This window comes from Chryseobacterium sp. IHB B 17019 (assembly GCF_001456155.1).
In the GTDB taxonomy this organism is placed as follows: Bacteria; Bacteroidota; Bacteroidia; order Flavobacteriales; family Weeksellaceae; genus Chryseobacterium.
In genome coordinates this window covers 1958165-1982850 of the sequence record NZ_CP013293.1, presented here as the reverse complement: position 1 = coordinate 1982850, position 24686 = coordinate 1958165, and the positions used below count along the sequence as shown (strand labels likewise).

Annotated in this window: 22 protein-coding genes; 12 read left to right on the top strand and 10 right to left on the bottom strand. The window is 35.0% G+C overall.

The features are described from left to right. Positions 1-135: 135 nt before the first annotated feature. Positions 136-468, top strand: a complete 333-nt coding sequence (locus ATE47_RS09215) for a gamma-glutamylcyclotransferase family protein (RefSeq protein ID WP_062161691.1) — start codon at positions 136-138, stop codon at positions 466-468. A 320-nt stretch (positions 469-788) separates the two neighbouring features. Here ATE47_RS09215 and ATE47_RS09210 read toward each other — a convergent pair whose 3' ends face one another. Further along, the gene (locus ATE47_RS09210) at positions 789-1631 is read right to left on the bottom strand and encodes a hypothetical protein (protein ID WP_062161690.1); all 843 of its coding nucleotides are present in this window, start codon (positions 1629-1631) and stop codon (positions 789-791) included. A gap of 64 nt (positions 1632-1695) precedes the next feature. After that, on the bottom strand, positions 1696-2052 hold the full coding sequence (locus ATE47_RS09205; RefSeq protein WP_062161689.1) for a diacylglycerol kinase family protein: 357 nt from the start codon (positions 2050-2052) through the stop codon (positions 1696-1698). Between the two features lie 196 nt (positions 2053-2248). Between ATE47_RS09205 and dnaN the strand changes: the two genes are divergently transcribed. The 3 genes from dnaN (at position 2249) to ATE47_RS09190 (ending at position 6670) form a co-directional block, all read left to right on the top strand. Next, the gene (gene dnaN / locus ATE47_RS09200) at positions 2249-3379 is read left to right on the top strand and encodes a DNA polymerase III subunit beta (RefSeq protein ID WP_062161688.1); all 1131 of its coding nucleotides are present in this window, start codon (positions 2249-2251) and stop codon (positions 3377-3379) included. Positions 3380-3560: 181 nt separating this feature from the next. Beyond that, positions 3561-5963 carry a phenylalanine--tRNA ligase subunit beta gene (gene pheT, locus ATE47_RS09195; protein ID WP_062161687.1) on the top strand — a complete coding sequence of 801 codons (2403 nt, stop codon included), beginning with the start codon at positions 3561-3563 and terminating at the stop codon, positions 5961-5963. 296 nt (positions 5964-6259) lie between these two features. Then, the gene (locus ATE47_RS09190) at positions 6260-6670 is read left to right on the top strand and encodes an META domain-containing protein (RefSeq protein ID WP_062161686.1); all 411 of its coding nucleotides are present in this window, start codon (positions 6260-6262) and stop codon (positions 6668-6670) included. Positions 6671-6716: 46 nt separating this feature from the next. Here the strand turns inward: ATE47_RS09190 and ATE47_RS09185 are convergent, their stop codons facing one another. The 8 genes from ATE47_RS09185 to ATE47_RS09150 all read right to left on the bottom strand — a co-directional run bounded on the left by ATE47_RS09185 (position 6717) and on the right by ATE47_RS09150 (position 14209). Continuing rightward, positions 6717-6956, bottom strand: a complete 240-nt coding sequence (locus tag ATE47_RS09185; protein ID WP_027380779.1) for a hypothetical protein — start codon at positions 6954-6956, stop codon at positions 6717-6719. A 36-nt stretch (positions 6957-6992) separates the two neighbouring features. Beyond that, positions 6993-8312 (bottom strand): hypothetical protein, encoded by a 1320-nt coding sequence (locus ATE47_RS09180; RefSeq protein WP_150114807.1) that lies wholly within the window; start codon positions 8310-8312, stop codon positions 6993-6995. Positions 8313-8397: 85 nt separating this feature from the next. Further along, positions 8398-9288 (bottom strand): 3-hydroxybutyryl-CoA dehydrogenase, encoded by an 891-nt coding sequence (locus tag ATE47_RS09175; protein WP_181898057.1) that lies wholly within the window; start codon positions 9286-9288, stop codon positions 8398-8400. Between the two features lie 23 nt (positions 9289-9311). After that, the gene (locus ATE47_RS09170) at positions 9312-9722 is read right to left on the bottom strand and encodes a hypothetical protein (RefSeq protein ID WP_062161683.1); all 411 of its coding nucleotides are present in this window, start codon (positions 9720-9722) and stop codon (positions 9312-9314) included. 32 nt (positions 9723-9754) lie between these two features. Then, positions 9755-10633, bottom strand: a complete 879-nt coding sequence (gene bla-A / locus ATE47_RS09165; protein ID WP_062161682.1) for a CGA/CIA family class A beta-lactamase — start codon at positions 10631-10633, stop codon at positions 9755-9757. A 256-nt stretch (positions 10634-10889) separates the two neighbouring features. Further along, positions 10890-12611 (bottom strand): cellulase family glycosylhydrolase, encoded by a 1722-nt coding sequence (locus ATE47_RS09160; protein WP_062161681.1) that lies wholly within the window; start codon positions 12609-12611, stop codon positions 10890-10892. Positions 12612-12767: 156 nt separating this feature from the next. After that, complete coding sequence (locus ATE47_RS09155) at positions 12768-13247, bottom strand: hypothetical protein (protein ID WP_062161680.1); 480 nt, start codon at positions 13245-13247, stop codon at positions 12768-12770. Continuing rightward, positions 13247-14209, bottom strand: a complete 963-nt coding sequence (locus ATE47_RS09150; RefSeq protein WP_062161679.1) for a Gfo/Idh/MocA family protein — start codon at positions 14207-14209, stop codon at positions 13247-13249. The genes ATE47_RS09155 and ATE47_RS09150 overlap by 1 nt, the downstream gene beginning before the upstream one ends. A 132-nt stretch (positions 14210-14341) precedes the next feature. Between ATE47_RS09150 and ATE47_RS09145 the strand changes: the two genes are divergently transcribed. From ATE47_RS09145 to ATE47_RS09110, 8 genes are all read left to right on the top strand, one after another. Next, on the top strand, positions 14342-14995 hold the full coding sequence (locus ATE47_RS09145) for a protein-L-isoaspartate(D-aspartate) O-methyltransferase (protein ID WP_062161678.1): 654 nt from the start codon (positions 14342-14344) through the stop codon (positions 14993-14995). A 76-nt stretch (positions 14996-15071) separates the two neighbouring features. Next, a complete protein-coding gene (locus tag ATE47_RS09140; RefSeq protein WP_062161677.1) occupies positions 15072-15467 on the top strand; it encodes a DUF1801 domain-containing protein in 396 nt (131 codons plus the stop codon). Between the two features lie 155 nt (positions 15468-15622). Then, positions 15623-15883 carry a hypothetical protein gene (locus ATE47_RS09135; protein ID WP_062163503.1) on the top strand — a complete coding sequence of 87 codons (261 nt, stop codon included), beginning with the start codon at positions 15623-15625 and terminating at the stop codon, positions 15881-15883. A gap of 81 nt (positions 15884-15964) precedes the next feature. After that, on the top strand, positions 15965-16948 hold the full coding sequence (locus ATE47_RS09130; protein WP_062161676.1) for a 2-hydroxyacid dehydrogenase: 984 nt from the start codon (positions 15965-15967) through the stop codon (positions 16946-16948). A gap of 51 nt (positions 16949-16999) precedes the next feature. Next, positions 17000-17296: a hypothetical protein gene (locus ATE47_RS09125; protein ID WP_062161675.1), complete on the top strand. Its 297-nt coding sequence runs from the start codon at positions 17000-17002 to the stop codon at positions 17294-17296. Positions 17297-17488: 192 nt separating this feature from the next. Beyond that, positions 17489-21688, top strand: coding sequence for a T9SS type B sorting domain-containing protein (locus ATE47_RS09120; RefSeq protein WP_062161674.1), 4200 nt, complete (start codon positions 17489-17491; stop codon positions 21686-21688). A gap of 252 nt (positions 21689-21940) precedes the next feature. Beyond that, positions 21941-23926 (top strand): urocanate hydratase, encoded by a 1986-nt coding sequence (locus ATE47_RS09115; RefSeq protein WP_062161673.1) that lies wholly within the window; start codon positions 21941-21943, stop codon positions 23924-23926. 23 nt (positions 23927-23949) lie between these two features. Then, positions 23950-24582: a hypothetical protein gene (locus tag ATE47_RS09110; protein ID WP_062161672.1), complete on the top strand. Its 633-nt coding sequence runs from the start codon at positions 23950-23952 to the stop codon at positions 24580-24582. Positions 24583-24686 lie beyond the last annotated feature (104 nt).

The following is a 24686-nucleotide window of genomic DNA, read 5'->3' as shown; positions in this document are numbered from 1 at the left end:
TATAGAATCACACAAAAATATTACACTAATTTTGGATTGATTATTTTCACTGAAACAAACTGTTAGTATTAGAAATGTCATGCCGAGCCTGCCAAGCATCTGAAAGTCTAATACCGCTTAAAACCAATTTTATCAATGCCCTACCTATTTTCCTACGGAACATTACAAAAAGAAGAGGTTCAAATAGAAACTTTTGGCCGGATTTTACAAGGAGAAAAAGATATTTTAAAAGGTTATAAACTCAAAATGTTAGAAATCACAGATCCCGAAGTTTTAAGAAAAAGCAATCAAAAATATCACCCGATTTTAGAATTTTCAGGAAATGCGGATGATGAAGTTGAGGGTGTTTTATTTGGAGTGACTGACGAGGAAATTCTTCAGGCTGATGAATATGAAGTTGATGATTATAAAAGAATTGAAACGGTTTTTAAGTCTGGGAAAGTAGGGTTTATCTATGTTGGAAAATAGTTTTTAAACACAAATAAACACTAATGCTTTCATTAATAATACAAATAGATCTGTGCAAATTTGTGAAATCTGTGTTGATTTAATTCTACGAAATGAATTTATAGATGATAATTCATTTTAAGATTGCTTCGTTTCTCGCAATGAAAGATGATTAGTAAAGTATTAAAAAATTTATATGGATAGTTAATTTGCATGAAAGATTATTTGCTATATAAATTACAGAATCACAAAAAATATTAGCTAATTTTAGAGAATAATTTGTTAAAATAAAAATATCTTCTTAAAACTAAAGAAGATATTTTATTTGTATAATTTTTATTTTACAATCCAAATGGAGCAGAAGTGGCTGTGCCTGTCCTAGATGTATTTAAATCGAATGTTTCGGTAGGCAATGTGTTTATTAAAGAATTATTGATTACCAATACATTAATCGTCCAGTTACCATTGATTCCACTTGGAGGGTTTCCTCCATCATAATCCGCTGAAAGCCTCCAAGTTCCATTAATTGGAGTGGCATTAAAGTTTAATGGATTATAAGTAGAATTTGCAGGAACACCTTCCCCTACACGTAGACCTTTTGCTTCAATTCGTCCACCAAATTTCAAACCTGTAATAATAACTGTATATTTTGATGCAGAAATTTTTGTATCAAAATCTTGTAGCCAGTCTCCCTCTACATTATTTATTTCATAAGTAAGATTGGTAAAGGATCTTGCATTATTACCTACTCTTACTGCCATAACTTCTCCTGTTGCTTCATTTCTTACCAATGTCGCAACGCCACTTGAAGGGGCTGTCGATGCAGTATTGAGGTATAATTTTGAACTTTTGGAAGTATTGACATTCGATTTGGGAATCATACCAATCCCAACATCACCTCCATTAGAGTTTAAGTTAAGAGTGAGCCCGCTTCCGCCTTTAAAACGTGACTGAATATAGGATCCTTTGGATGAATCAGCCTGAGTTCCCATATCTAGTGAATAATCTTTAGTACCGTCAACCCTTAATGTTGCTTTTTTTTCATCGGATGAGTTTCCTTTAGGATCATAACCTGACCCTTTAATGTCAAGCATAGCGTGTGGAGTTGAAGTGTTAATACCAACCTGGGCATTTGCACAAAATGGAATAATTGCAAATGCAATTATAATAATTATTTTTTTCATCGTGTAATTTCTTCTTCTTTGGTCAAAAGCTATGCCAAAAGGGCCAAAAAGGGAATCAAAGAAATTAATTATTAATATACTTCCAATATACCAAAATCCCCACAACAACCGCAACAATCGCCATCAGAAGTACCGCTCCGGCAGAAATATCTTTAATAAAACCAATCCTTTTGTCAAATTCGGGTTGGATGATGTCGCAAGCTTTCTCGATTGCGGTGTTGAAAATTTCCGCAGCTAAGACTCCAAAAGAAACAATTAAGATCAAAACTGTATCAATGGTAGTAAGTTTTAAATAAAAAATTAGAAATAGGTTGATAAATAAAGCAAGAGTTTCAATCTGGAAATTTCTTTCATTTTTGAACATTAAAAATACACCTCGAAAAGCATTAAAAAAACTTTTATGGATGGGCAGTTTTTGCATTATGGAAAGATTATTTACAAATATAATTAATTGCTTGAAGAAAATCCTTACCTTTAGTCCTTTATGATATTTAAGATATCAAAAAGTTGAGGTAGAAGTGTATGTAAAATCTTTTGATGGTTGTTAATAACTCTCTGGATTATTCTTTTCCATCTATTTTCTATTTATTATATTTGTAAAAATTATTTTTAAATCTATGAAATTTATCATTTCAAGTGGTGAACTGCAGAAGGCTTTGCAAACTGTAAGTGGCGTAATATCAAGCTCTCAATCGAGACCGATTTTAGAAAACTATCTTTTTGAATTAGACGGAAACAATGTTACCATTACAGCATCTGATGGGGAAACAACTCTTGTGACTTCTTTGGAGGTAAAGTCTGATGACACAGGAAAATTTGCTGTTCCTGCCAAGATTTTTCAGGATTTTATCAAGACTTACGGAGAGCAGCCGTTGACATTGGCCGTAAAGGATAATGCGGAAGGCACCGGAAGTCAGCTTGAGATTTTAGATGAAAAAGATAATTTCGCGGTAGCATTGGACAATGCAGATGATTATCCTGAACTTCCGGAATTTGACGCTTCCCAAAGTGTTACAATGCCTGCCGGAGTTTTGTCTGAAGCGCTTACAAATACACTTTTCGCAACAAGTAATGACTCTCTTCGTCCTGTAATGACGGGAGTTTTGTTCCAGTTTGGGGAAAATGAAACCAATTTTGTTTCTACGGATTCTCACAGATTGGTTGTTTATAAAAGAACGGATCTGATGAATGCCGAACCAATGGAATTCATCATGCCGAAAAAACCTTTGAATATTTTCAAAAATATTTTAGCAAGCTCAAACGAAGACGTTACAATCGACTTCAATGAGAATATGGCTAAATTTACTTTTGGTAAACATATCTGGATCTGTAGACTGATCGACGGAAAATATCCAAACTATACAGCGGTAATCCCAAAAGAAAATCCGAATGTATTGACAATCAACAGGAATCTTTTGTTGGGAGCAATAAAAAGAGCTTCCATCATGTCAAATAAATCTACAAATCAGGTGAGATTTAAGTTGTCTGCAAATATACTTCATCTTCACGCGGAAGACACGGAATACGCAAACAAAGCAGATATGCAGATTCCTTGCGACTATAATGGAGAAGATATCAACATTGGTTTTAGCTCTAAATTTTTAACGGAGATGTTAACAATTCTTGGCTCTGACGATATCACTATGAAAATGTCTCAGCCAAACAGACCGGGAATCATTGAACCTCTGGATGGTCTTGAAGAAAACGAAAATATCTTAATGTTATCAATGCCGGTGATTGGCTTGTAAGATTAAAGAAATAAATAATAAGGAGGTTTTGATTTTCAAGACCTCTTTTTTGTTGAGAAATTAACATCTTAAAGTCGCTCATAAATTTCTCTATTTCTCAAAAAAACACGACCTTTGTTGGCTCAAAAACCGTGCAACTGAAATTGTACAAAAACTCAATTAAATTTTCAAAATATATCAGATGAAAATATCAAACAACTGGCTGAAAGATTTTATCAAAACGGAACTGAAAACGGAAAGAATCGGTGAGTTCCTTACGGATATAGGTCTTGAAGTTGAAGGGATAGAAAAATTTGAAAGCATAAAAGGCAGCCTGGAAGGAATTGTTGTAGGTAAGGTTTTAACCTGCGAAAAACATCCGAATGCAGACAAATTAAGAAAAACAACAGTAGATGTAGGAAACGGAAAGGTGTTGAACATCGTTTGTGGAGCTCCGAATGTTGAAGCCGGGCAAACAGTTCCTGTGGCAGTTGTAGGAACTAAAATCTATGATAAAACAGGAAACTTTTTTGAAATAAAAGAAGCAAAAATCAGAGGTGAGGTTTCTCAGGGGATGATTTGTGCAGAAGATGAATTGGGTCTGAGTGACGATCATGGTGGAATCATGGTTTTAGATGAAGAAAAATATGAAGTTGGAAAAGATTTCGCTGATTATTATGAATTAACAAACGACGAAGTTTTTGAAATCGGTCTAACGCCGAATAGAACGGACGCCATGTCTCATTACGGTGTTGCAAGAGATTTGTACGCATTTTTGTCAACAAATCAACAAAAATCTACTTTTGAAAAAGTTTCTTCGGAAGTTTTGAATAACGAAGATTCTCATGATTTTAGTTTGGAAGTTGAAGATGCAGAACTTACTCCAAGATATATAGGAGCAGTCATAGAAAATGTGAAAGTTGCAGATTCTCCGGATTGGATGAAAGAGAGATTAAAGGCCATCGGATTAAGCCCGATCAACAATATTGTAGATATCACAAACTATATTCTTCATGGTTTGGGACAGCCTCTTCACGCTTTTGATGCAGATAAAATTGCAGGTAAAAAAGTGAAAGTGGGAACTGTAAAAGAAGGAACAAAATTCACAACGTTAGATGGTGTTGAAAGAACTTTAAATGGTTCTGAAATCATGATTAAAGACGGGGAGGATAATCCGATGTGCATCGCAGGAGTTTTCGGGGGCGCGAATTCGGGAGTTTCTGAAGAAACAAAAACTATTTTCTTAGAAAGTGCTTATTTCAATCCGGTTGCGGTGAGAAAAGGAGCAAAATTCCATGGATTGAATACCGATGCATCTTTCAGATTTGAAAGAGGTGTTGACCCGAATATTACCAGAACAGCTATTACTCACGCTATTAAACTGATTCAGGAATTAGCTGAAGGAAAGTTGGTAGGTGAGTTGTTGGAAGAATATCCGAAAAAAATTGAAGATAACTATGTGATCATCAGATTCTCAAAAATCGAACAGATTTTAGGAACAAAAATTCACAGGGAAAAAGTAAAAGAAATTTTAAAATCTCTTGATATTCAGGTTTTAAATGAAATTCAAAACGGTCTTGAAATCTCTGTTCCGGCTTACAGAGCGGATGTGACAAGAGAAATTGACGTTATCGAAGAGATTTTAAGAATCTATGGATATAATAAAATTGACGCCCCGCAAAAAATTTCGTTCACCCCTGTAAAATTGAGTGCGCAGGACCAGGATGAATTGGAAAACAACTGGGCAAGAACTTTACAAGGCCTTGGTTTCAATGAAGTGATGAACAATTCGTTGACGTCCTTAAAAGATGAAACAGATGCCGTGAAATTATTGAATCCTCTGAGCAATGATTTAGCATTCATGAGAAAGTCACTATTGGAAGGGCTTTTGGAAAATACTATCTATAATATCAATAGGAAAAGTCAGGATATCAAGTTTTTTGAATTCGGAAAAATTTACCATAAAAAAGAGAAATACGAGGAAAGAAAACAGTTGGCACTTTTGGTTACGGGAAGAGAAGTCAGTGAAAACTGGTTACAGCCAAAATCTGCTACAAGTTTTTATAACTTAAAAGCTTATGTAAAGGTATTACTGCAAAGATTAGCAATTGATTATAAGGAAGTTCCTTTGTCTGATGAAAGATTCTCTGATGCTCTTGCTTATGAAGTTGGGGGGAAAACTTTAGTAAGAATCGGGAAAGTGGCACCTCAGATGTTGAAGGATTTCGATATTGACCAGGAGTGTTTTTATGCTGAAATTGAGCTTGAATATGCTCAGGAATTACGTTCCAATAATGAACTGGTATTCAAGGATATTCCTAAATTCAATAAGATCAGAAGAGATTTAGCTTTATTAATTGATAAGAATGTAAATTATCAGGATCTTTATCAGACCGCTAAAAAGAATAAATCTCCTTACATTAAAAATATTAATTTATTTGACGTTTACGAAGGAAAAAATCTTCCTGAGGGTAAGAAGTCCTATGCCATGAGTTTTGAGCTTTTAAATGAAGAAAAAACGTTGGAGGAGAAGGAAATTGCAACTGTAATGGATTCCTTAATTAAATCTTTTGAAAAAGAATTCAATGCAGAATTAAGAGGTTAATAAACCAACATTAAAATTTATATAGGAACGGACTTTTAAGGTCCGTTTTTTGTTTTAAAGAATATTTGTCGAATTAACATTTCAAAGAAAAAATGAATTCTAAGGATTTATATATTGTAGCGAATCCTTACAATTTATTTTAAAATTTAAGTTAATGGGATAAATATTTTATCTGTTTTAAGTTTAAAATAATTAAAATAAAACCAAGAACCACAACTGTTAAAAAATAATAAAACTTGCTGAAAGCGTTTTAAATAATAGAATTTATGTAAATTTGTTTTAATAAAAATAAAAAAATGAAAAATCTTTTTTTAGGAATATGCACAGCCGTTGTCTTGGCATCATGTGGAACAATGTCAAGCTCATCCGCTTCAAAAGTGGGGAAAACGCAGCCTTCATTAGCTGGAACAAAATGGGCTTTAGCTGATAATGTGAAAGGAAAAGTTCCTACTTTGAATATTGATGGGGAAAAAATCAACGGAAATGCAGGATGCAACAATTACTTCGGAACCGCGAAAGTTGATGCTTCTACCGGTAATTTTTCTGCCGGGCAAATGGGATCTACAAAAATGATGTGTGATAATATGAATGTTGAAAACAACTTCATGGATATGATGGGAAAAGCTAATAAATATGTAGTTTCCGGAAATACTTTAGAATTATATAAAGACAATCTTCTGTTATTGAAATTCAATAAAGCTGAATAAAACAAAAGGAACTCAACTGAGTTCCTTTTTTATGTTTGAATGTTAATTATTCTTCCTCTTCGTCGTCGTACTTAGCCAATTCTTCATCACACCATTTGAATGCAGCTTCTACTACCTTTGTAGCTTCATCTGCCATCGTTTCTTCATCATCACCTTCAAGATCATCCAACCACTCAACTTCTTCTTCCTCAACGTTTAAGATAAATCTTGGATATTCTGTATGAACTACGAATAAATCTTCTGGAAATTCCGAATTATCTGCTAATAAAAACTTTGGTAATTTCATTTTTTTAATGTTTTAACTTTCTCAAAGATAATAAAATTATTGATATTTGTTCCTGTCTATCCTAATTTTTTGCAAAACTTTATACCTTGTCAGCGTAGTGTTCTGGAGTGTGTCTTTTGGCTTGAAAGTGAGTTCAGTATTAGCGTTTATCGTACTGATTAATTCTGCAATCTGTATTTTGTCAAGGTCTTCTGTGGTTTCCAGGTAAAACTTTAAAGGAACTTTATCTAATTTCTCCGATTGTAAAAACTGTTTCATCTCTTTTCTGTTCTCAAGATAATTTCCTCTGGAGAGCCATGTGAAAAAAATTCCGGATAGAATGCTTAATAAGCCTATTGCGTAAACCTTGCTGTTAAATATTTGGAATAATTTTCTAAAATAAATCAGCCATAACGGAATACTGAAAGGAACCATTAACCTGTAATCTATTGCATTGACCGGATAAAAATATTGTATAAAAAATGAACATATTATCCCTGAAATACTTATAAAAACGAAGAAAAATTCAGATTCTGAAAGCTTATACTTTACAAAAAGATAGATCATTAAAATAATATTCAGAAGACCAATCCCGTAAATCCCGTAATTGACCAATCCGCCGCCCGGATTTGCGATATGTATGAACGGATTAAAAGTAGTGCATAATCCCTGAAATAATTCTCTCAATAATTTTGAAGTAGGATAAAGGCCTACTGTTAAAGCATCCTTCACATAGTTTTCATTAAAATAATCAATAAATAAAAATTTATATAAAACAACAAAAACGAATGATATTATTCCTGATATTATAAAAATTGATGAATATTTCTTTTTCCAGAAAATGAGTCCGTAAAGTCCGGTTCCTCCAATAATAAAAAGTGCACTATACCTGATATTATATAAAGCAATTAAGCTTAAACTAAGATATAAAATAGCTTTTCCTTTTTCCAGTTTTCCTGTAATAATCAATGATGCGACATATAAAAACAAAATAACAAAAGGTATAATCAACGCCTCACTCATGGTGTAGGAATAGATAGAGATAAAGCTGAACAAAGCACTTAGAACAATCGATTCTTTAAAGAAAAACTTTTTTTTCCAGGTGAAAAATATAATGAAAAGAAAGGCAAGGATTCCGATAACTTTACTGCTCCAGAATTCATCAAAACCAAAGAATGTAAAGAATTTTATTGCTGCCGGATAACCCAGCGGAGTAGTGGTATTATCAATTTCAGGAAGGTTGTGTGCAAATCTCATGTATCGGATGGAATCAGGATTTGTCCTTCCTTTTTCATTGAGTAAAAAACGCAAAATGGTCATCACTAAAGTAATGATGACCAATGATATTTGAATATATTTTTTTTTAAATTTTATCAAGGTTTCAGTTGTTTAGTTATAGATTGCAGCTTTCGCATCAAATTTATAACTTATAATTTATAACTCACAACTCATAACTTAGAAACTATTTTGAAAACATTTTCGCTACTTTTTCGGCTTTTTTGCTTTCAGAATAATCGTAGAATCCTTCCCCGGATTTTACTCCCAATTTTCCTGCCATTACCATGTTTACCAACAATGGATTCGGAGCATATTTTGGGTTTTTGAAGCCGTCGTACATTACATTTAATATCGCCAGACATACGTCAAGACCAATGAAATCTGCCAATTGAAGCGGTCCCATCGGATGAGCCATCCCAAGTTTCATTACCGTATCGATTTCCTCAACACCCGCAACACCGTTGTAAAGTGTTTCGATAGATTCGTTGATCATAGGCATTAAGATTCTGTTGGCCACAAATCCGGGATAATCATTCACCTCCACAGGAACTTTTCCTAATGTTTTGCTCATTTCATAAATAGCATCAAAAGTTTCTTTAGAAGTAGAATATCCTTTAATAATTTCAACCAATTTCATGATTGGAACTGGATTCATAAAGTGCATCCCGATTACTTTGTCTGCTCTTTTTGTAGCCGCCGCTATTTTTGTAATAGAAATTGATGAAGTATTAGTTGCCAAGATGCAGTTTTCAGGAGCAAATTCATCCATCTGACCGAAAATTTTTAACTTCAATTCCTGATTTTCAGTAGCAGCTTCTACAATAAGGTCTGCATTTCCAACAGCATCTTTCAATGCGGTGAAAGTCTTGATATTTCCTAATGTTTCCGCTTTTTGTTCTTCTGTAAGGTTTCCCTTTGCAATTATTCTGTCAAGATTGGTGGTAATGGTCTTTAATCCTCTGTCTAAAGCATCCTGAGATACATCTACCAAATTTACGGTAAATCCGCTTTGCGCGAAAGTATGTGCAATCCCATTTCCCATGGTTCCCGCCCCGATAACTACAATGTTTTTAATCATTTTTCCTTATTTAATTAAATTTATTTTTTATATAAAGTTAAGTTTCTTGCATTTGAAAGATCAGCTTTTTTCACCATTTCATTTTCACTGAAGTTCACAATTCCGTCCCTGTTTTTGCTTCTGGAATTATTCTGGCTGTCAATAGCTGTTTTCAGACCTCTTACAAAGTTTGTTTTTTGTGTTTTTGAAAGCTTGTCCATCCCGATATACAGGTTATATTCTCCTTCTCTTCCCAAGCCGCTTTGTTTGTAAACTTCCAGTGCTTTTATTTTATTCTTTTTCTGAAATTGGTTCACAAAATCCATCACAGGTTTATCAGACGGTGTTCCGCAGCAAATGCTTGAATAGCCGATCTGTAAGTAGTTTTCACTCTTTTGCGCAAAGAATAATGTACAGCTGAATAATCCGATTGTTAATAATATTTTTTTCATTTTAAATTGTTTTTAAAATTAAGCTTAAAATTTTACTTATTAAAATAATCCCAGACAGTCTTTGAAATATCCGAAATCATTTTACAGTTTACAGCATCCGATTCCATTGAGTTGCTGACGAATACAGATATTGCATAATGCTTGCCATTCGGTAAAGTAATGATGGCAATTTCGTTTTCTGCACCTGTCAGACCTGCATCATTCTTTCCGGAAGCTCCCGTTTTTCTTGCGACAGGAGTGTTTTTTGGAAGTTGCTCAACTAATTTATTTAATCCGGTGGAAGTTGACAGCATTACTTTCATCAGATAATCCGTGGATTTTTTTGACAATAATTTTCCGTCATAGAATTTTTTCAAAACATCAACAGTTGACCTCATGGTACTGTAATTTTCGTATTGCGCATTCCAGTCTTTGTGCATAGCTTCTTCATTATATTTGATCTGAAAGCCTTTCACGCCTTTAGAATCCATGAATTTCTGAACGGTTTTTGTGCCTCCTAGCAATTTCAGCATGATATCGCAGCCGTTGTTATCGCTTTTTGTAACCGTGTATTCAAGAATTTCGCTTAAAGGAACTTCAACGTTCCCATTAGGATATTTATCTCGGAGTGGAGACCAAGTATTTTCTAGCAAATTCGATTTATTTAGTAAAATTTTCTGATCTAATGATAGTTTTCCTTTATCTACAAAATCCAAAACAGCCGTTGCAATATGAAACTTAAAAACACTCTGCATCAGAAGTTTTTTCTCGCTGTTTTTATTGTATTTAAAGCCGTTTTCAAAGCCAAGAACGGAAACCCCGACTGTCGCTTTTTTGTCTTTAATAATGGAATTGATTTTTTGTTCTAAAACTGATCGCTGAGCGAACGTAAACACTGAGATCAAAAGAAATAATAATCCTAATTTTTTCATAATAACTGTTTAATAATCTTATTTTAACCACAAAAGGGACAAAAGCTATTGAATATTTTTTATTGTTAATAGAACCCAAAGTTTTCAAGAGAATAAATCAAAGATTTTTAAAAAAACTTATGTATCTTATTTGTAAATTATTGATGAACTTAAAATATTGATTATTAAATCTTCATCTCTTTTTTGGTTAAAATAAAAAGTTTAAAAATAAATCCCTCTTAGAAACTAAAAGGGATTTGCAATTTAAGATTTTTATTTATTTTACTTCAAAATAATTAAGATTTACTCCGTCATTTTCAAAAAATATCCTGATTTTATTTTCTCCTTTTTTGAGGTTGATTCCTTTTGCAGAAACGGTTTTCCAGGTTTCATTTCCTCCGGTTGAGTTTAGTGAAAAGGTTGCCAATCGTTGTCCCGAAGCATCTTCAATCCTGATTTTTGCATCATTGTTGCTGGAATAATTTATGTCAAAAATGTAGGTATTGTCGGCCTTTACGTTGATGGTGTACTGAAGCCATTCTCCTGTTTCGGTTTTTCCTACATAGTATTGATTTTCATTTGTTTTATAGATATCAACACCGTCATTTCTCAACTGATTTCCTGAATTCCATTCCGATCTTTTTGCCGGATCGCTCACCCAAAGATTAATAAAATCTTTATCTGAATATGCCGCGCCCATTCTTCCCAAATCATAATCTGTTGCGAAAATTTTTCCCGGAGCCTGATGTTTTTTGAATGGTTTTGTTGAGCCGTCTGTCGTTTGCCTGAACATGGCATCAATCACATCATTTTTAATCTCAACATTACTGAATTTATAGTTGTCAGCAATTTTCATTAAAGCTTTTGTTGCAAATTCTTTAGATGGTTTTTCACCTCCGTTTTTCCAGTAATCCAATAATTTCTGATATTCCGGAGTGATTTTTACATTGGTAATTCCTGCGATATTGTCGATCTTTTTCATAGGCCAGAAGGCAAAACCGATATTGTGTTTATCCAATAATTGGATGAGCTCCGTAAACCAGACGTTAGAATTTTCGCCTGTTTCTCCCAACCAAATCGGAATATTATGCTTTTCCCTTAAATCTAATGCAAATTTTAATGTTGCATCATCATTATAGCTCCAGTATTTATGAAAGCTGAACACTAGATTATTGTCCCAAAGCGGAGTCAGTCCGTTATAATTATTTCCCCATCCATTTCCTTCAAGAATAATAATGTGCTTTTTGTCGACCTGACGAATTGCCTCCGTAATATCTTTTTGTAATTTCCAAAGGGGTGCATTCGACATTTCGTCTGTTCCGTTCGGATTTTTTCCTGTGAAATTGATATTTGGTTCGTTGATCAGGTCATAACCGCCGATCCAAGGTTCATCTTTATATCTTTCCGCCAATTTTTTCCAGAGTGCAATTGTTTTTTGTTGATTTTCTTCGCTTTCCCAAAGTGACGGTTTTGATTTGTCATTATCTGAAATATTTACATCATTTCCCTGTCCACCCGGAGCTGCATGAAGATCCAGAATTAAATACATTTTGTTGTCTGCACACCATTTCAAAAGGTCATCGGTCATTTTAAAGCCCTCTTCCAGCCAGGTATTTTTTCCTTTTATAGGCTCTTTTTCGATGGGTAAAGTGTATAAATTATAATGCATCGGAAGCCTGATAGAATTAAATCCTGCTTTTTTCAAAAAGTCAATATCCTGTTTCGTAATTCCGTTTTTTAAATAAGCTTTATAAAAATTATTCATTCCTTCTTCACCGATCAATTCTGCAATTTTTTCTTTGATTTTGTATTGTGGGCCTGCAAAGTCAGCAGTTTTCAGCATATAACCTTCCTGCAGCATCCATCCTCCTAAACCGAGACCTCTCAGCTGAACATTCTCGCCTTTATCATTGACGATTTTTTGACCATTTGTTTTTAAAAGCTGTGATGTCCCAAATTGAGACAATAAAAACGCGGATAATAGGATGGCTCTTTTCATAGTAGTTTTAATTATTTAAATATGGGGTTGTTTTAAGAATTATTGTTTTAAGTATTCACAAATATATTTAAAAATATTGAAGTGAAATGAAGAATTTAATAAATTGATGAAAATATAAAGCGAGCTCATGAGCCCGCTTGTAAATATTTTAAATAATTAATGTAACTGATATGAAATAACTGTTAATGAAAAACCTATGAGTATTTGTGGAATAATTTCTTTAATTTTTAAATTTCTAAAGTAATAGAATCCGATTATTAAAAATAAGATTCCTGTAATGATGGTGCTCATTAAATCAATATAAACTAAGAAATTTTCAAACATTTCAATTTGATTATATAATTGAAATATAATTTCAAATATGGTAATTAATAAGAATAATGTATTGAAGTAATTGATTACTTTATGATTGATTATAAACTTTATAAAGCCTGCTACACCAAAAATTCCTTTAAAAATTGTTATAAAAACATTCCAGTTATTAAAAGGTGATAATTGAACAAAACTTTTATAAGGCTGATAAATGCTTTTTGTGATATTATAGTCATGAATTATAAATGTATAGCTGACGTATAAGCACATTAATGCCAGATATAAAATTAAAACGGGCAAAAAATACTTTTTAATATCTTCCATTAAGAGATCAATTTCATAATCTCCAACGCCACCTTCAAAGCTTCCGTTCCATCTCCAATAGAAACTTCCACATTTTTGTTTTCGTTAATAGAATCTGCAAAAGAATTTAATTCATCTAAAATCGCGTTATTAGGCTGAATATTAGGGTATTCAAATAAAATCTGGTTCTTTTCCCCTTCTGCATTTTCAATAATCATATCAAATGGAGTAGGATTTTCCGGAGCATCTTTCATGCGGATTACTTCTGCTTTTTTCTCTAAAAAGTCGATGGAAATATAAGCATCCTTCTGGAAGAAACGGCTCTTTCTCATGGCTTTCATAGAAATTCTGGAAGTCGTAAGATTAGCAACACATCCGTTTTCAAATTCAATTCTTGCACTGGCAATATCTGGAGTTTTACTTACTACACAAACGCCACTTGCATGAATGTTTTTAACCTTAGATTTAGCAATGCTTAATAAAATATCCAAATCATGAATCATTAAATCCAGCACCACAGAAACATCCGTTCCACGCGGATTGAATTCTGCAAGCCTGTGGATTTCAATAAACATTGGATTTTTAATGAATTCTTTAGTAGCAATAAAGGCTGGATTATATCTTTCAACATGTCCAACCTGAGCTTTGATATTGTTTTCTTCACATTTCTGAAGAATTTCCTGTGCCTGTTCGAGGGTATGGGTTACTGGTTTTTCAATGAAAAAATGAAGTCCTTTTTCAATGGCTTTTAAGGCATAATCATAATGGTAAATTGTTGGCGTAACAATGTCTAAAACATCGATCTGATCAAGCAATTCATCAAAATTTTCAAAATATTTATACCCGAATTCGGCTTCCAGTTTCTTTCCGTTTTCTACATCTTTATCATGAAAACCTACAAATTCATATCTATCTGATTGATTAAGAAGTCTCAAATGTATCTTTCCCAAATGTCCGGCGCCTACCAAACCTGCTTTTAACATAGTTATATTAAATTTTTGTAAATATAAGAATTTTAGGGGTTAGGCAATAGATGATACCTTTTAGGTTGATAAATCATATTTGTTTTTCTATTTTTGTAGCAACTAGCGCTTCAACCTAATAACTACTATCTAATGACGCAAGATTCGTTTGTACATAAGGGAAAAAGAAAGATTTTGGTAGAATATCTCCGAAATAGAATCGGAATTTCGGACGAAAATGTGCTTTCTGCGATGAATGAAGTTCCCAGACATCTTTTTATTGAAAGTATTTTTGAGGATTTTGCTTATGAAGACCGGGCTTTTCCAATCTTGGCGCATCAGACTATCTCTCACCCTTCAACGGTTGCGGAACAATCTGAACTTTTGCAGGTAAAAGCCGGCGAAAAAGTTCTTGAAATTGGGACGGGTTGTGGCTATCAGACTGCTGTTTTACTGGCGATGAAAGCTCATGTTTATACCGTGGAAAGGCAAAAAGACCTGTTTGATTTTTCAAAAAAGAAATTACGTGAAATGCACCTTTTTCCGAAATTTCAGAGCTTTGGGGATGGCTTTGCAGGGCTTCCGACTTTTGCTCCGTTCGATAAAATTATCGTGACTTGTGGGGCTTCCGTGTTGCCGACAGAATTATTAAAACAGTTGAAAGTTGGTGGAAAAATGGTCATTCCATTGGGGCCAACCGACGAACAGGTTCTCTACAGATTTACAAAAATTTCCCAGACCGAATTTGAGAAAGAAGAATTTGGAGCATATAAATTTGTTCCGATGTTGGGGAATACAAATCAATGATCTGCTTTATCAATAGGAGCGGCTTTAGCCAAAGATTGAAGATTAATTCTTAATTTTAAAAGATAATAAATTGAAAATGAGTTCCGATATTCAAAAATATACCAGTTCACAAACTGAGCCTGATCAGGAAATTTGTTCAAAATTATCTGAAATTATTGATGAAAATTTACCTAATGCAGAATCAAAAATCTGGCATGCTCATCCTGTTTGGTTTTTGGAAGGAAACCCGATTGTTGGATACAGCAAGCAGAAAAAGGGAATCCGGCTGATGTTCTGGAGCGGAAAATCTTTTAATGAAGATCTTTTAAACGTTCATGGTGAGAAATTTCAGGATGCTTCCGTATTTTATAATGATGTTTCTGAAATTGATGAAGAAGATATCAAAAGATGCCTGAAAAAATCGGAAAAAATTCAATGGGATTATAAAAATATTGTGAAAAGAAAAGGCGAACTGATTCAATTAAAAAAGTAACAACCGTTATTTCTTTACAAACCTTATTGATTAATATTCTTAACAGTTTACAACTTTAATGGTTTAAATCTTTCTTTAATTTTAATAAACTTTAAGTCGGGTTCGGAATGAATATTGGATTCAAAAAAGGACCTAATCACCTAAATCTTATTATTATGGACACGAATAGATTTAAATCATCACACGATTTCAGTAATATTCAGAAAAATCTACATAATAACCCAGGCTATAGTGTAGAAAGTTATTCCCAACAAGTTAAAGATTACATCAACGACATGAAAAGCCAGAACAAAGAAGCCACAAAGCATGGTTTTATGACGCAGGCGCAAAAATCAGCGAAAGAAGTTTGGGAAGAAATCCAGGAGATGGCTTCTGAGGCTTGGGATAAACATAAAGATTCACATGAGAATCAATAATTTTTAATATTAAAGTTAGAGACCTCACTTTTTTGCGGAGTGAGGTTTTTTATTTGAATTTAAAATTAATCACAAAAAAAAATGAAAATATTTATAAACAGAAGAATTCCCGAGGTTGGAATTAAAATGCTGGAAGATGCAGGACTGGAAATTTTTATTCCTGAACATGAAAATCTGTCGCACGATGAATGGATGAGCTATTGTAAAAGCCACGATGCCATTCTAAGTGTGGGAATGGATTTTAAATTTGATAAAGATTTTTTCAACGAATGTCCGAACATCAAGGCAATTGCCTTATATTCCGTAGGTTTTGACCATGTTGATATTAAAGAAGCTAACCAGAGAAATATTCCTGTAGGAAATACACCGGATGTCTTAAGTAAAGCGACTTCGGATGTTGCCTTTTTGCTGATGCAGGCTGTGGCGAGAAGAGCCAGCTATAATTTTGAAAAAGTGAAAGATGGAAATTGGGGAGATTTTGAGCCGTTACATGCGTTGGGACAGGAATTATATGGAAAAACGCTGGGTATTTTCGGGTTGGGAAGAATCGGTTTTGAGATGGCAAAAAAGTCGAAGGCGGCTTTCGATATGGATATTATTTACCATAATCGCCATAAAAATGAAGAGGCGGAAAAAGAATTGAATGCAAAATATGTGTCTTTTGAAGAATTAGTCTCGCGATCAGATGTTTTGAGTGTTCATGCCAATTTCAAACCTGAACAGAAAGAACTTTTTAATGCTGAGATTTTTAAGAAAATGAAACCGGATTCGATATTTATTAATACGGCAAGAGGTGGTTTCCACAATCAGAAAGATCTTTATGAAGCTCTCATTTCAAAGCAGATTTGGGGTGCCGGTCTGGATGTCACCAATCCTGAGCCGATTTTCAAGGATGATCCCATTTTGGAGCTTTCCAATGTTTGCGTTCTTCCACATATCGGTTCTGCAACCATTGAGGCCCGAAATGCTATGGCAAAATTGGCCGCGGAAAATCTAATAGCCTTTTCAAAAGGACAAAAAATGCCGGCATGTGCAAATCCTGAAATTTATTCTGATAATAATTGATCACTTGGAATTATTTTTGTTTAAATTAATATAACATTAAATACTATTATTATGATACCTGAAAATAGCGAACAAGAGCAAGACAGAAAATTGGAACAGATGGATTACAGTCCCAATGAAGATATTTTCAACCAGGAAGAACATATTCCGCTCGATGGGGACGGAGTTCCGTTTGAGGATGAAGATTTTGAAGAAGAGGATAAAATAGATAAAGGACTCGATATTCCCGGCATTGATGAAGATGCAGGGACTGATGATATAGCATCAGAGGATGAAGAAAACAGCTATTGGGGTCTCAGCGATAATGAAGATGATCACGAAGAAGAAAATGATGATGTTTTAACTTAAGATTTAAACATATACTATATTGAACCTTACTGAATCTTCAGTGAGGTTTTTTTTGTGGTATTTTTTAATTGGCTGTTTTACAGTAATTTAAGTTTAAAACCACTAATTTAACATAAATAATTTTCTATCTTTTAAATCTTTTGATTAAAATTATTAAATTTATCATTTACTAGTGATTAATTTTATAAACTTATGATAAGATTTTTACAATTTTTTTTCTTATTCATTGGTGTTTTAGGGCTTTCACAAGCTCCGACGCAGGTGAAAGTAAAAGACGCCTTAGGAAATGAAAGCTTCAATGTTACCTGTACCAACGATCTTGATGCGAACGGGTGCATAGCTCTTCATGTGGAATATCCAGTATTGAAGCAGACTACAAGCTATGAAGTAACGCAGGAAACATACAATCCGCCAGTTGCCATGAACCAGGGAACGTCGCTCAATGCCAATTATGATGATCTCTTTGCGGCAAAACTGGATTTACCGTTTAAATTTTGCTTTTATAATCAATATTTTGAATCTCTTATAGTGGGTTCAAACGGGATGATTACGTTTGATCTGAGCCAGCTTGGAAACATCAATTATCCCAATATCCAATGGCCGAATCCGAGCACAAGTCTCCCAAAAAATTCAATTTTCGGAGTTTATCATGATTTGGTTTTTTCTTCCGGAGATCAGTCTGAAATTTACTATTCAACGATAGGTACTGCGCCCTACAGAAAGTTTGTCATTAGCTTTTATGAAGGAAGGGTAGCCGGCTGTACAGATCGTTCATCGTCCCAAATCGTTTTGCACGAAACTACCAATATCATTGATGTTTTTGTTGATAAAAAATTAACGCCCTGCCCAACAAGAAAGTTTGAAAATGCCTTAATTGGTGTCATCAATAACGACGGCACACAAGGTATTTCTCCTGCCAGCCGAAATACAGGAGTTTGGCAAGCTTTGCAGGAAGGTTGGAGATTCAATCCGCTTGGAAACGTGATCCAGCCGCAAGTAACATGGACGAATTCTGCGGGACAAACGATAGGAACAGGAATTCAGGCAACAATTTGTCCTACCCAAAATGATGTTTACACGGCCAATGTGAAGTTTAATATTTGTGGAAACAGCGATCTTACATTATCGGATGATTTTCCATTAACATTTGATCCTACTTATCCGGCAGCAAAAAATTACACCCAGAATTTCTGCGGAAATACTTCAGTAAACCTTACATTAAATAGTTTTCAGGCGAATTTAACTTCTCAAAATCCGGCAAATTTCACCTTTAGTTTTCACTCAACTTTGCTGGATGCACAGAATAATATTAACCCTTTACCGAACAATTTTGTTTTAAATGCAAACACTGTTTTATACGTAAGAATCCAGAATCCCAACGTACCGACTTGCTACAGAGTTGCGGTTTTAACATTGAATTTGTTAAGTAAAAGTTTGCTGAAAGATATGGTAGAACTGTGCGATACTAATAACGATGGGGTAGAGCAGAATTATAACTTAAGCTTATTAAACACCGAACTTTTCACACCGGGAACGACAGGTATTACTTATTTCAATACTCAATCCGATGCGCAAAATAATATAAATCCCATTACAACAGCCAATATTACGACGGCTACAAACCTTTGGGTAAGGCTTCAGGAAGGAAATTGTACCTATATTTTAGGCCCGATTCATTTCCAGTTCAAGCCGGGAGTAAATATGAACTCGCCTATTAATTTTACCTATTCAATTTGTGATATTAACGCTGATAATCAGGAACCTTTTGATTATCCGTTGACTATCGGACCATTGATTTCTACTCAAACGGGAGCCATTTTTACAGCTTATAATACGTATAATGAAGCTTACACAGGATCAGGAACGGTTTTAAATACTATTAAAGAAGGCATTTACACGATTTATGTAAGAGTTGAAATCCAGAACGGCTGTTTTGCGGTGGCAACGGTAAATATGAATATTACTTTCAATAAAATTGTCGCTAATGAAAAGAATGAATACATCTGTTTTAATGGGACGGATGATATCAGTATTAATTTAAATACCCTTTCCGCTACGATGCTGATTTCCCCGGCTACAGTTCCGGTGACGGAATTTTACGCGACTTCAGCGGCGGCGAATTTAGGTGCAAATCCAATCAGCCCGAACCAAACGATAACAACCAATGGAAATCTTGTAACCCAGACGTTTTTCGTTCGTTTTGAAATTTCGGATGACTGTTATACCGTAAGACCCATACGAGTAAATTTGGTGCATCCGGTGATTGTTCAGTCTAATTTTGAGGTTTGTGATTTTAATAATGATAATTCAGAAAATGTACAATTATCACAATATTCATCAGCAATTGTAGGAACCCAAAATGCATCGACAATTTTCTATCCGACTTTAGCAGATGCAACAAACGGAACCAATCCGATTACCAATGTTACCGTTACAGGAAACCAACAGGTTTTTGTTAAAATTAATTCTTATAATTGCCAGCAGATTTATCCGGTTAATTTAAGCTTAACTTCAACTCCGGCTGTAAGTTCTCCGGTTACCATTACATTGAATAATATTTGTGATAACAATAATGACGGCAATGAAATTTATAATTTAACATTAGCTCAACCTCAAATTTATACAGGTTCAAATGTGAGTTTTACCTATTATTCCAACTATGATCCTACAACGCATACTTTTTCCAATCAAATAACAAATCCGACACAATTTGTGGTTTCCGGTGGGAGCGCAACGGTTTTTGTTAAGGTTAAATTTAATAATGGCGAATGTTTTTCAGCGGCTCAGGTAAATATCCAAATGACATTTTTACCGCCGGTTGTTTTGAACAGTGCGACGTTGGAAACGTGTGATGAAGATTTTAATTTAAGTGAAACTTTCCAGTTGAATGATGCTATTCCACAGTTGTTTCTTCCTTCGCAAAATACGCAGCCATTGTCTGATATGACGATTTCATATTACAACACTTCGGCAGAAGCGAACGCAGGAAATCCGGCCAATCAGATAGGAACTACCATTACAACAAGCATTTCTTCAGTTCAGGTTTGGGTAAGGTTTCAGTCGCAGACCACGGGTTGTTATTCCGTTGCGCCGATTCAGTTGAATACATATTTCCCTCCGAAAGCGATTAATTCCACCCTTACGGTTTGTGATGAAAACCTGGATGGATCTTATGAAGTTAATTTGTTGAATTTTACCAATATTATGGTTGATATTCCGAATCCGGCAAATACATTTACTTTTTATTTAACCCAACAGGATGCCCAAAACGGTACAAATCCGATTGCAAATCCGGCGAACTTTACAGCAAATCCTTTTCCTACACAGATTTGGGTGAAAGTTCAGAACATTCCAGGTTGTGATGATATCGCTACGGTGAATTTTGTGTCCGGAAATAAAGTGACTTTACAAAACGGAGGGCCTTTCCAACTTTCCGTTTGTGATATCGGAAATGATGGAATTGAGAACGTTAATTTAACACAATTCCAGACACAGATATACACAGGAACGAATGTTACTTTCACCTATTATCCGTCTTTGGCTGATCTTAATGCAGGAACAAACGCCATTGCTACGCCTTCTAATTTTAGTTACAATCAAAGTACGGGCTCAAATATTGTGTATGTAAAAGTGAGTGTTCCCGGTTTTTGCTCGAATGTTGCAGAGATTCATTTATCTTTAAAACAAACCCCTGTCTTTGATATTCCGACGCTGTATTTCTGTCCGGAAGGTTCTTTGGAGTATACCGTTCATATTGAAGGACATACCATCATAAGCTATGTCTGGACAAATCCTTCAGGTCAGGTCATTTCCACTACAGATACGATTACGGGAATCACCACTGTTGGGACTTATACGCTTACCGTAACGGCCAGCAACGGCTGTACTTACACCGAAACTTTTGAGATTAAACATTATGATGTTCCGGTTATCCAACAGCTTGAATTTAACGGAAATAATGTCACCGTCCACGCAACAGGCTCCCAAACAATTTTATATTCGATTGACGGAATTACTTGGCAGGCAACCAATACATTCTACAATTTACCCACCGGAATCACCACGTTCTACGTAAAATACGCCAACAGCGATTGTATCGTAAAGCAGCAGGGTGTAGTGTTGGATATTAAAAATGCCATCACACCAAACGGAGACGGCTTCAATGATAAATGGATCATCAAAAATCTCCATGTTTTCGGAGGTAAAATGTCTAATGTAAAAGTCTTTGACCGTTACCAGTCTTTGATTTTCGAACAAAGTTCAAGTTCAGAATTTGTATGGGACGGAACCATAAAAGGCAGGGCCATCCCAACATCAAGCTACTGGTACGTGATCACCCTTCCGGACGGAAGAACCTTCACCGGCTGGCTTCTTGTGAAGAATAATAATTAAAATTTTAAACATAGAATAAATAAACCTCATTGAATTTCGGTGAGGTTTTTTATTTTTGAAAATTAAATTGAACACTTAGTATAGCCCCATCGAAATTCCCCTCTTCCGGAGGGGTGGAATTTTTTACACCGTTGATTTCCGGGCTGCTGAATTTTCACCGTTTATTTGCACGGATTTTCTAATTTGAATATCTTTAAAACTTTGAATTTAAAATTAACTTTAAACGTTAAACATAGCATCTTAAATCGAAATATGACATTCCAGGAACAGATACAGCAGGGCATTCCAAGCCAGTTACCACAGCCGAAACCATACGAAACCAATATCAACCACGCTCCGAAGCGTAAGGAGATTTTAGGGGAAGAAGAGAAAAAATTAGCCTTAAAAAATGCTTTACGTTATTTCGAACCTCAATTTCATGCAGAATTATTGCCTGAATTTAAAGAAGAATTGGAAAAATACGGAAGAATTTACATGTATCGTTTCCGTCCGGATTATGAGATGAAGGCCAGACCAATCTCAGAATATCCCGGAAAATCAGAACAGGCAAAAGCCATTATGCTCATGATTCAGAATAACCTTGATTATGCAGTGGCTCAGCATCCGCACGAACTGATTACTTACGGTGGAAACGGCGCTGTTTTTTCCAATTGGGCGCAGTATCTTTTGACCATGAAATATTTGTCGGAAATGACGGATGAGCAGACATTAGTGATGTATTCCGGGCATCCGATGGGATTATTCCCGTCTCACAAAGATGCGCCGAGAGTAGTGGTGACCAACGGAATGATGATTCCGAACTATTCTAAACCCGATGATTGGGAAAAATTCAATGCGTTGGGTGTTACGCAATATGGGCAAATGACGGCGGGAAGCTATATGTACATTGGTCCGCAGGGAATTGTTCATGGAACTACGATTACAGTTTTAAATGCATTCAGAAAAATAAATAAAGAACCAAAAGGTGGTTTATTCGTGACTTCAGGGTTGGGTGGAATGAGTGGAGCTCAGCCGAAAGCCGGAAATATTGCAGGTTGTGTTACCGTTTGTGCAGAAGTGAATCCGAAGATTACAAAAATCCGTCACGAACAGAAATGGGTGAATGAAATCCATGAAAACCTTGATGAATTAGTACAAAGAGTAAGAAAAGCCCAGGAAACTCAGGAAACTGTTTCTCTGGCTTATTTGGGAAATATTGTTGAGGTTTGGGAAAAATTTGATCAGGAAAATGTAAGAATTGATATTGGTTCAGACCAGACTTCGCTTCACAATCCTTGGGCGGGCGGGTATTATCCTGTCGGACAAAGCTTTGAGGAATCCAATAAAATGATGGCAGAAAACCCTGACTTATTCAAGGAAAAAGTTCAGGAAACGTTGAGAAGACACGCTGCAGCGATCAATAAACACACTGAAAAAGGAACCTATTTTTTCGATTACGGAAACGCCTTTTTACTGGAAGCTTCCAGAGCCGGTGCAGATGTAATGTCTGACAATCCGACTTTGGGAAGGGAATTCAAATATCCGAGCTATGTTCAGGATATTATGGGTCCTATGTGTTTTGATTACGGTTTCGGGCCGTTCCGTTGGGTTTGTACAAGCGGAAAACCGGAAGATCTACAGAAAACCGACGAAATTGCCTGTCAGGTTTTAGAGGAAATGATCAAAACATCTCCTGAAGAAATCCAACAGCAGATGAAGGATAATATTCAGTGGATTAAAGGAGCGCAGGAAAATAAATTGGTTGTCGGCTCACAAGCCAGAATTTTATACGCCGATGCGGAAGGAAGAATGAAAATTGCCGAAGCTTTCAACAGAGCCATTAAAAACGGTGAGATCGGGCCTGTTGTGTTGGGTAGGGATCACCACGATGTTTCGGGCACAGATTCGCCGTACAGGGAGACTTCCAATATTTATGATGGTTCGAGATTTACGGCAGATATGGCTATTCACAATGTGATTGGTGACAGTTTCCGTGGGGCAACCTGGGTGAGCATCCACAATGGTGGCGGTGTTGGCTGGGGAGAAGTGATCAACGGTGGTTTCGGGATGTTGTTAGATGGCAGCGATGATGCCGACAGAAGATTAAAATCTATGCTATTCTGGGACGTGAACAACGGAATTTCAAGACGAAGCTGGGCCAGAAATGAAGGTGCTGTTTTCGCCATCAAAAGAGCCATGGAAATGGAACCGAACCTGAAAGTGACGCTTCCAAATTTTGTGGATGAGGATTTGTTTTAAAACAATAATTTAAATAACATATCATGATTGGAATAATTGACATTACTGCATCACATAAATTTAATAAACAAGCAATTGTAACTAAGTTTTTGGTAATATTTGTACCAATTTTCCCTACCGGACATTATTTTATTGATAAAAAAAATTCGGCGGAATATAAAGCTAAGAAATGTAGGGAGAATCTTTTGAAAGGATATCTCTTGACATCAATTCCCTTTGTATTCCTTATCTCGATAGGTGTTACGAGTGGATCAAATTTTTCCCCCGTTCCATTATTTATAATTTACGGAGTAATTGTTACAATGTTTTCACTTTTATATAATGTTCGATCCAAAGATGAAGTGGAAGAAGAGAGATTGTTATTTCAAAAATCTATTACTTTAAATGCATTACCTGAGTATTTAGTATTAAAGGAACAAATTAAAATTAGAGACTTTATTGTTACTAAATTAAAAACCTATTTAAGAGATTATGATATGGATTGGATAGACAATGTGAAAACAGGCAATTATGATTCATTTTCATTACCTCTATATTTTGCTGCAATGGGTTATGAAAAGGAAATAAATAAAACAGATGAAAATTTGAAAAACTACAAAATCTTAAAGGATAGGTACAGCGAAGAAGTCAAAAATAAACAGCTTGCCACACAATAATTTTTTGTCCTCAACAAAGGATCTTCAGACGAAGCTGAGCACGAAATGAAGGCGCTGTTTTCGCCATCAAAAGAGCCATGGAAATGGAACCGAATTTGAAAGTG

What these genes read in the sequence shown, in the direction of transcription:
- ATE47_RS09215 (WP_062161691.1), top strand. Translation starts at nt 136, where the DNA reads ATGCCCTACCTATTTTCCTACGGAACATTACAAAAAGAAGAGGTTCAA.
- ATE47_RS09210 (WP_062161690.1), bottom strand. Translation starts at nt 1,631, where the DNA reads ATGAAAAAAATAATTATTATAATTGCATTTGCAATTATTCCATTTTGT.
- ATE47_RS09205 (WP_062161689.1), bottom strand. Translation starts at nt 2,052, where the DNA reads ATGCAAAAACTGCCCATCCATAAAAGTTTTTTTAATGCTTTTCGAGGT.
- dnaN (WP_062161688.1), top strand. Translation starts at nt 2,249, where the DNA reads ATGAAATTTATCATTTCAAGTGGTGAACTGCAGAAGGCTTTGCAAACT.
- pheT (WP_062161687.1), top strand. Translation starts at nt 3,561, where the DNA reads ATGAAAATATCAAACAACTGGCTGAAAGATTTTATCAAAACGGAACTG.
- ATE47_RS09190 (WP_062161686.1), top strand. Translation starts at nt 6,260, where the DNA reads ATGAAAAATCTTTTTTTAGGAATATGCACAGCCGTTGTCTTGGCATCA.
- ATE47_RS09185 (WP_027380779.1), bottom strand. Translation starts at nt 6,956, where the DNA reads ATGAAATTACCAAAGTTTTTATTAGCAGATAATTCGGAATTTCCAGAA.
- ATE47_RS09170 (WP_062161683.1), bottom strand. Translation starts at nt 9,722, where the DNA reads ATGAAAAAAATATTATTAACAATCGGATTATTCAGCTGTACATTATTC.
- bla-A (WP_062161682.1), bottom strand. Translation starts at nt 10,633, where the DNA reads ATGAAAAAATTAGGATTATTATTTCTTTTGATCTCAGTGTTTACGTTC.
- ATE47_RS09160 (WP_062161681.1), bottom strand. Translation starts at nt 12,611, where the DNA reads ATGAAAAGAGCCATCCTATTATCCGCGTTTTTATTGTCTCAATTTGGG.
- ATE47_RS09155 (WP_062161680.1), bottom strand. Translation starts at nt 13,247, where the DNA reads ATGGAAGATATTAAAAAGTATTTTTTGCCCGTTTTAATTTTATATCTG.
- ATE47_RS09150 (WP_062161679.1), bottom strand. Translation starts at nt 14,209, where the DNA reads ATGTTAAAAGCAGGTTTGGTAGGCGCCGGACATTTGGGAAAGATACAT.
- ATE47_RS09145 (WP_062161678.1), top strand. Translation starts at nt 14,342, where the DNA reads ATGACGCAAGATTCGTTTGTACATAAGGGAAAAAGAAAGATTTTGGTA.
- ATE47_RS09140 (WP_062161677.1), top strand. Translation starts at nt 15,072, where the DNA reads ATGAGTTCCGATATTCAAAAATATACCAGTTCACAAACTGAGCCTGAT.
- ATE47_RS09135 (WP_062163503.1), top strand. Translation starts at nt 15,623, where the DNA reads ATGGACACGAATAGATTTAAATCATCACACGATTTCAGTAATATTCAG.
- ATE47_RS09130 (WP_062161676.1), top strand. Translation starts at nt 15,965, where the DNA reads ATGAAAATATTTATAAACAGAAGAATTCCCGAGGTTGGAATTAAAATG.
- ATE47_RS09125 (WP_062161675.1), top strand. Translation starts at nt 17,000, where the DNA reads ATGATACCTGAAAATAGCGAACAAGAGCAAGACAGAAAATTGGAACAG.
- ATE47_RS09120 (WP_062161674.1), top strand. Translation starts at nt 17,489, where the DNA reads ATGATAAGATTTTTACAATTTTTTTTCTTATTCATTGGTGTTTTAGGG.
- ATE47_RS09115 (WP_062161673.1), top strand. Translation starts at nt 21,941, where the DNA reads ATGACATTCCAGGAACAGATACAGCAGGGCATTCCAAGCCAGTTACCA.
- ATE47_RS09110 (WP_062161672.1), top strand. Translation starts at nt 23,950, where the DNA reads ATGATTGGAATAATTGACATTACTGCATCACATAAATTTAATAAACAA.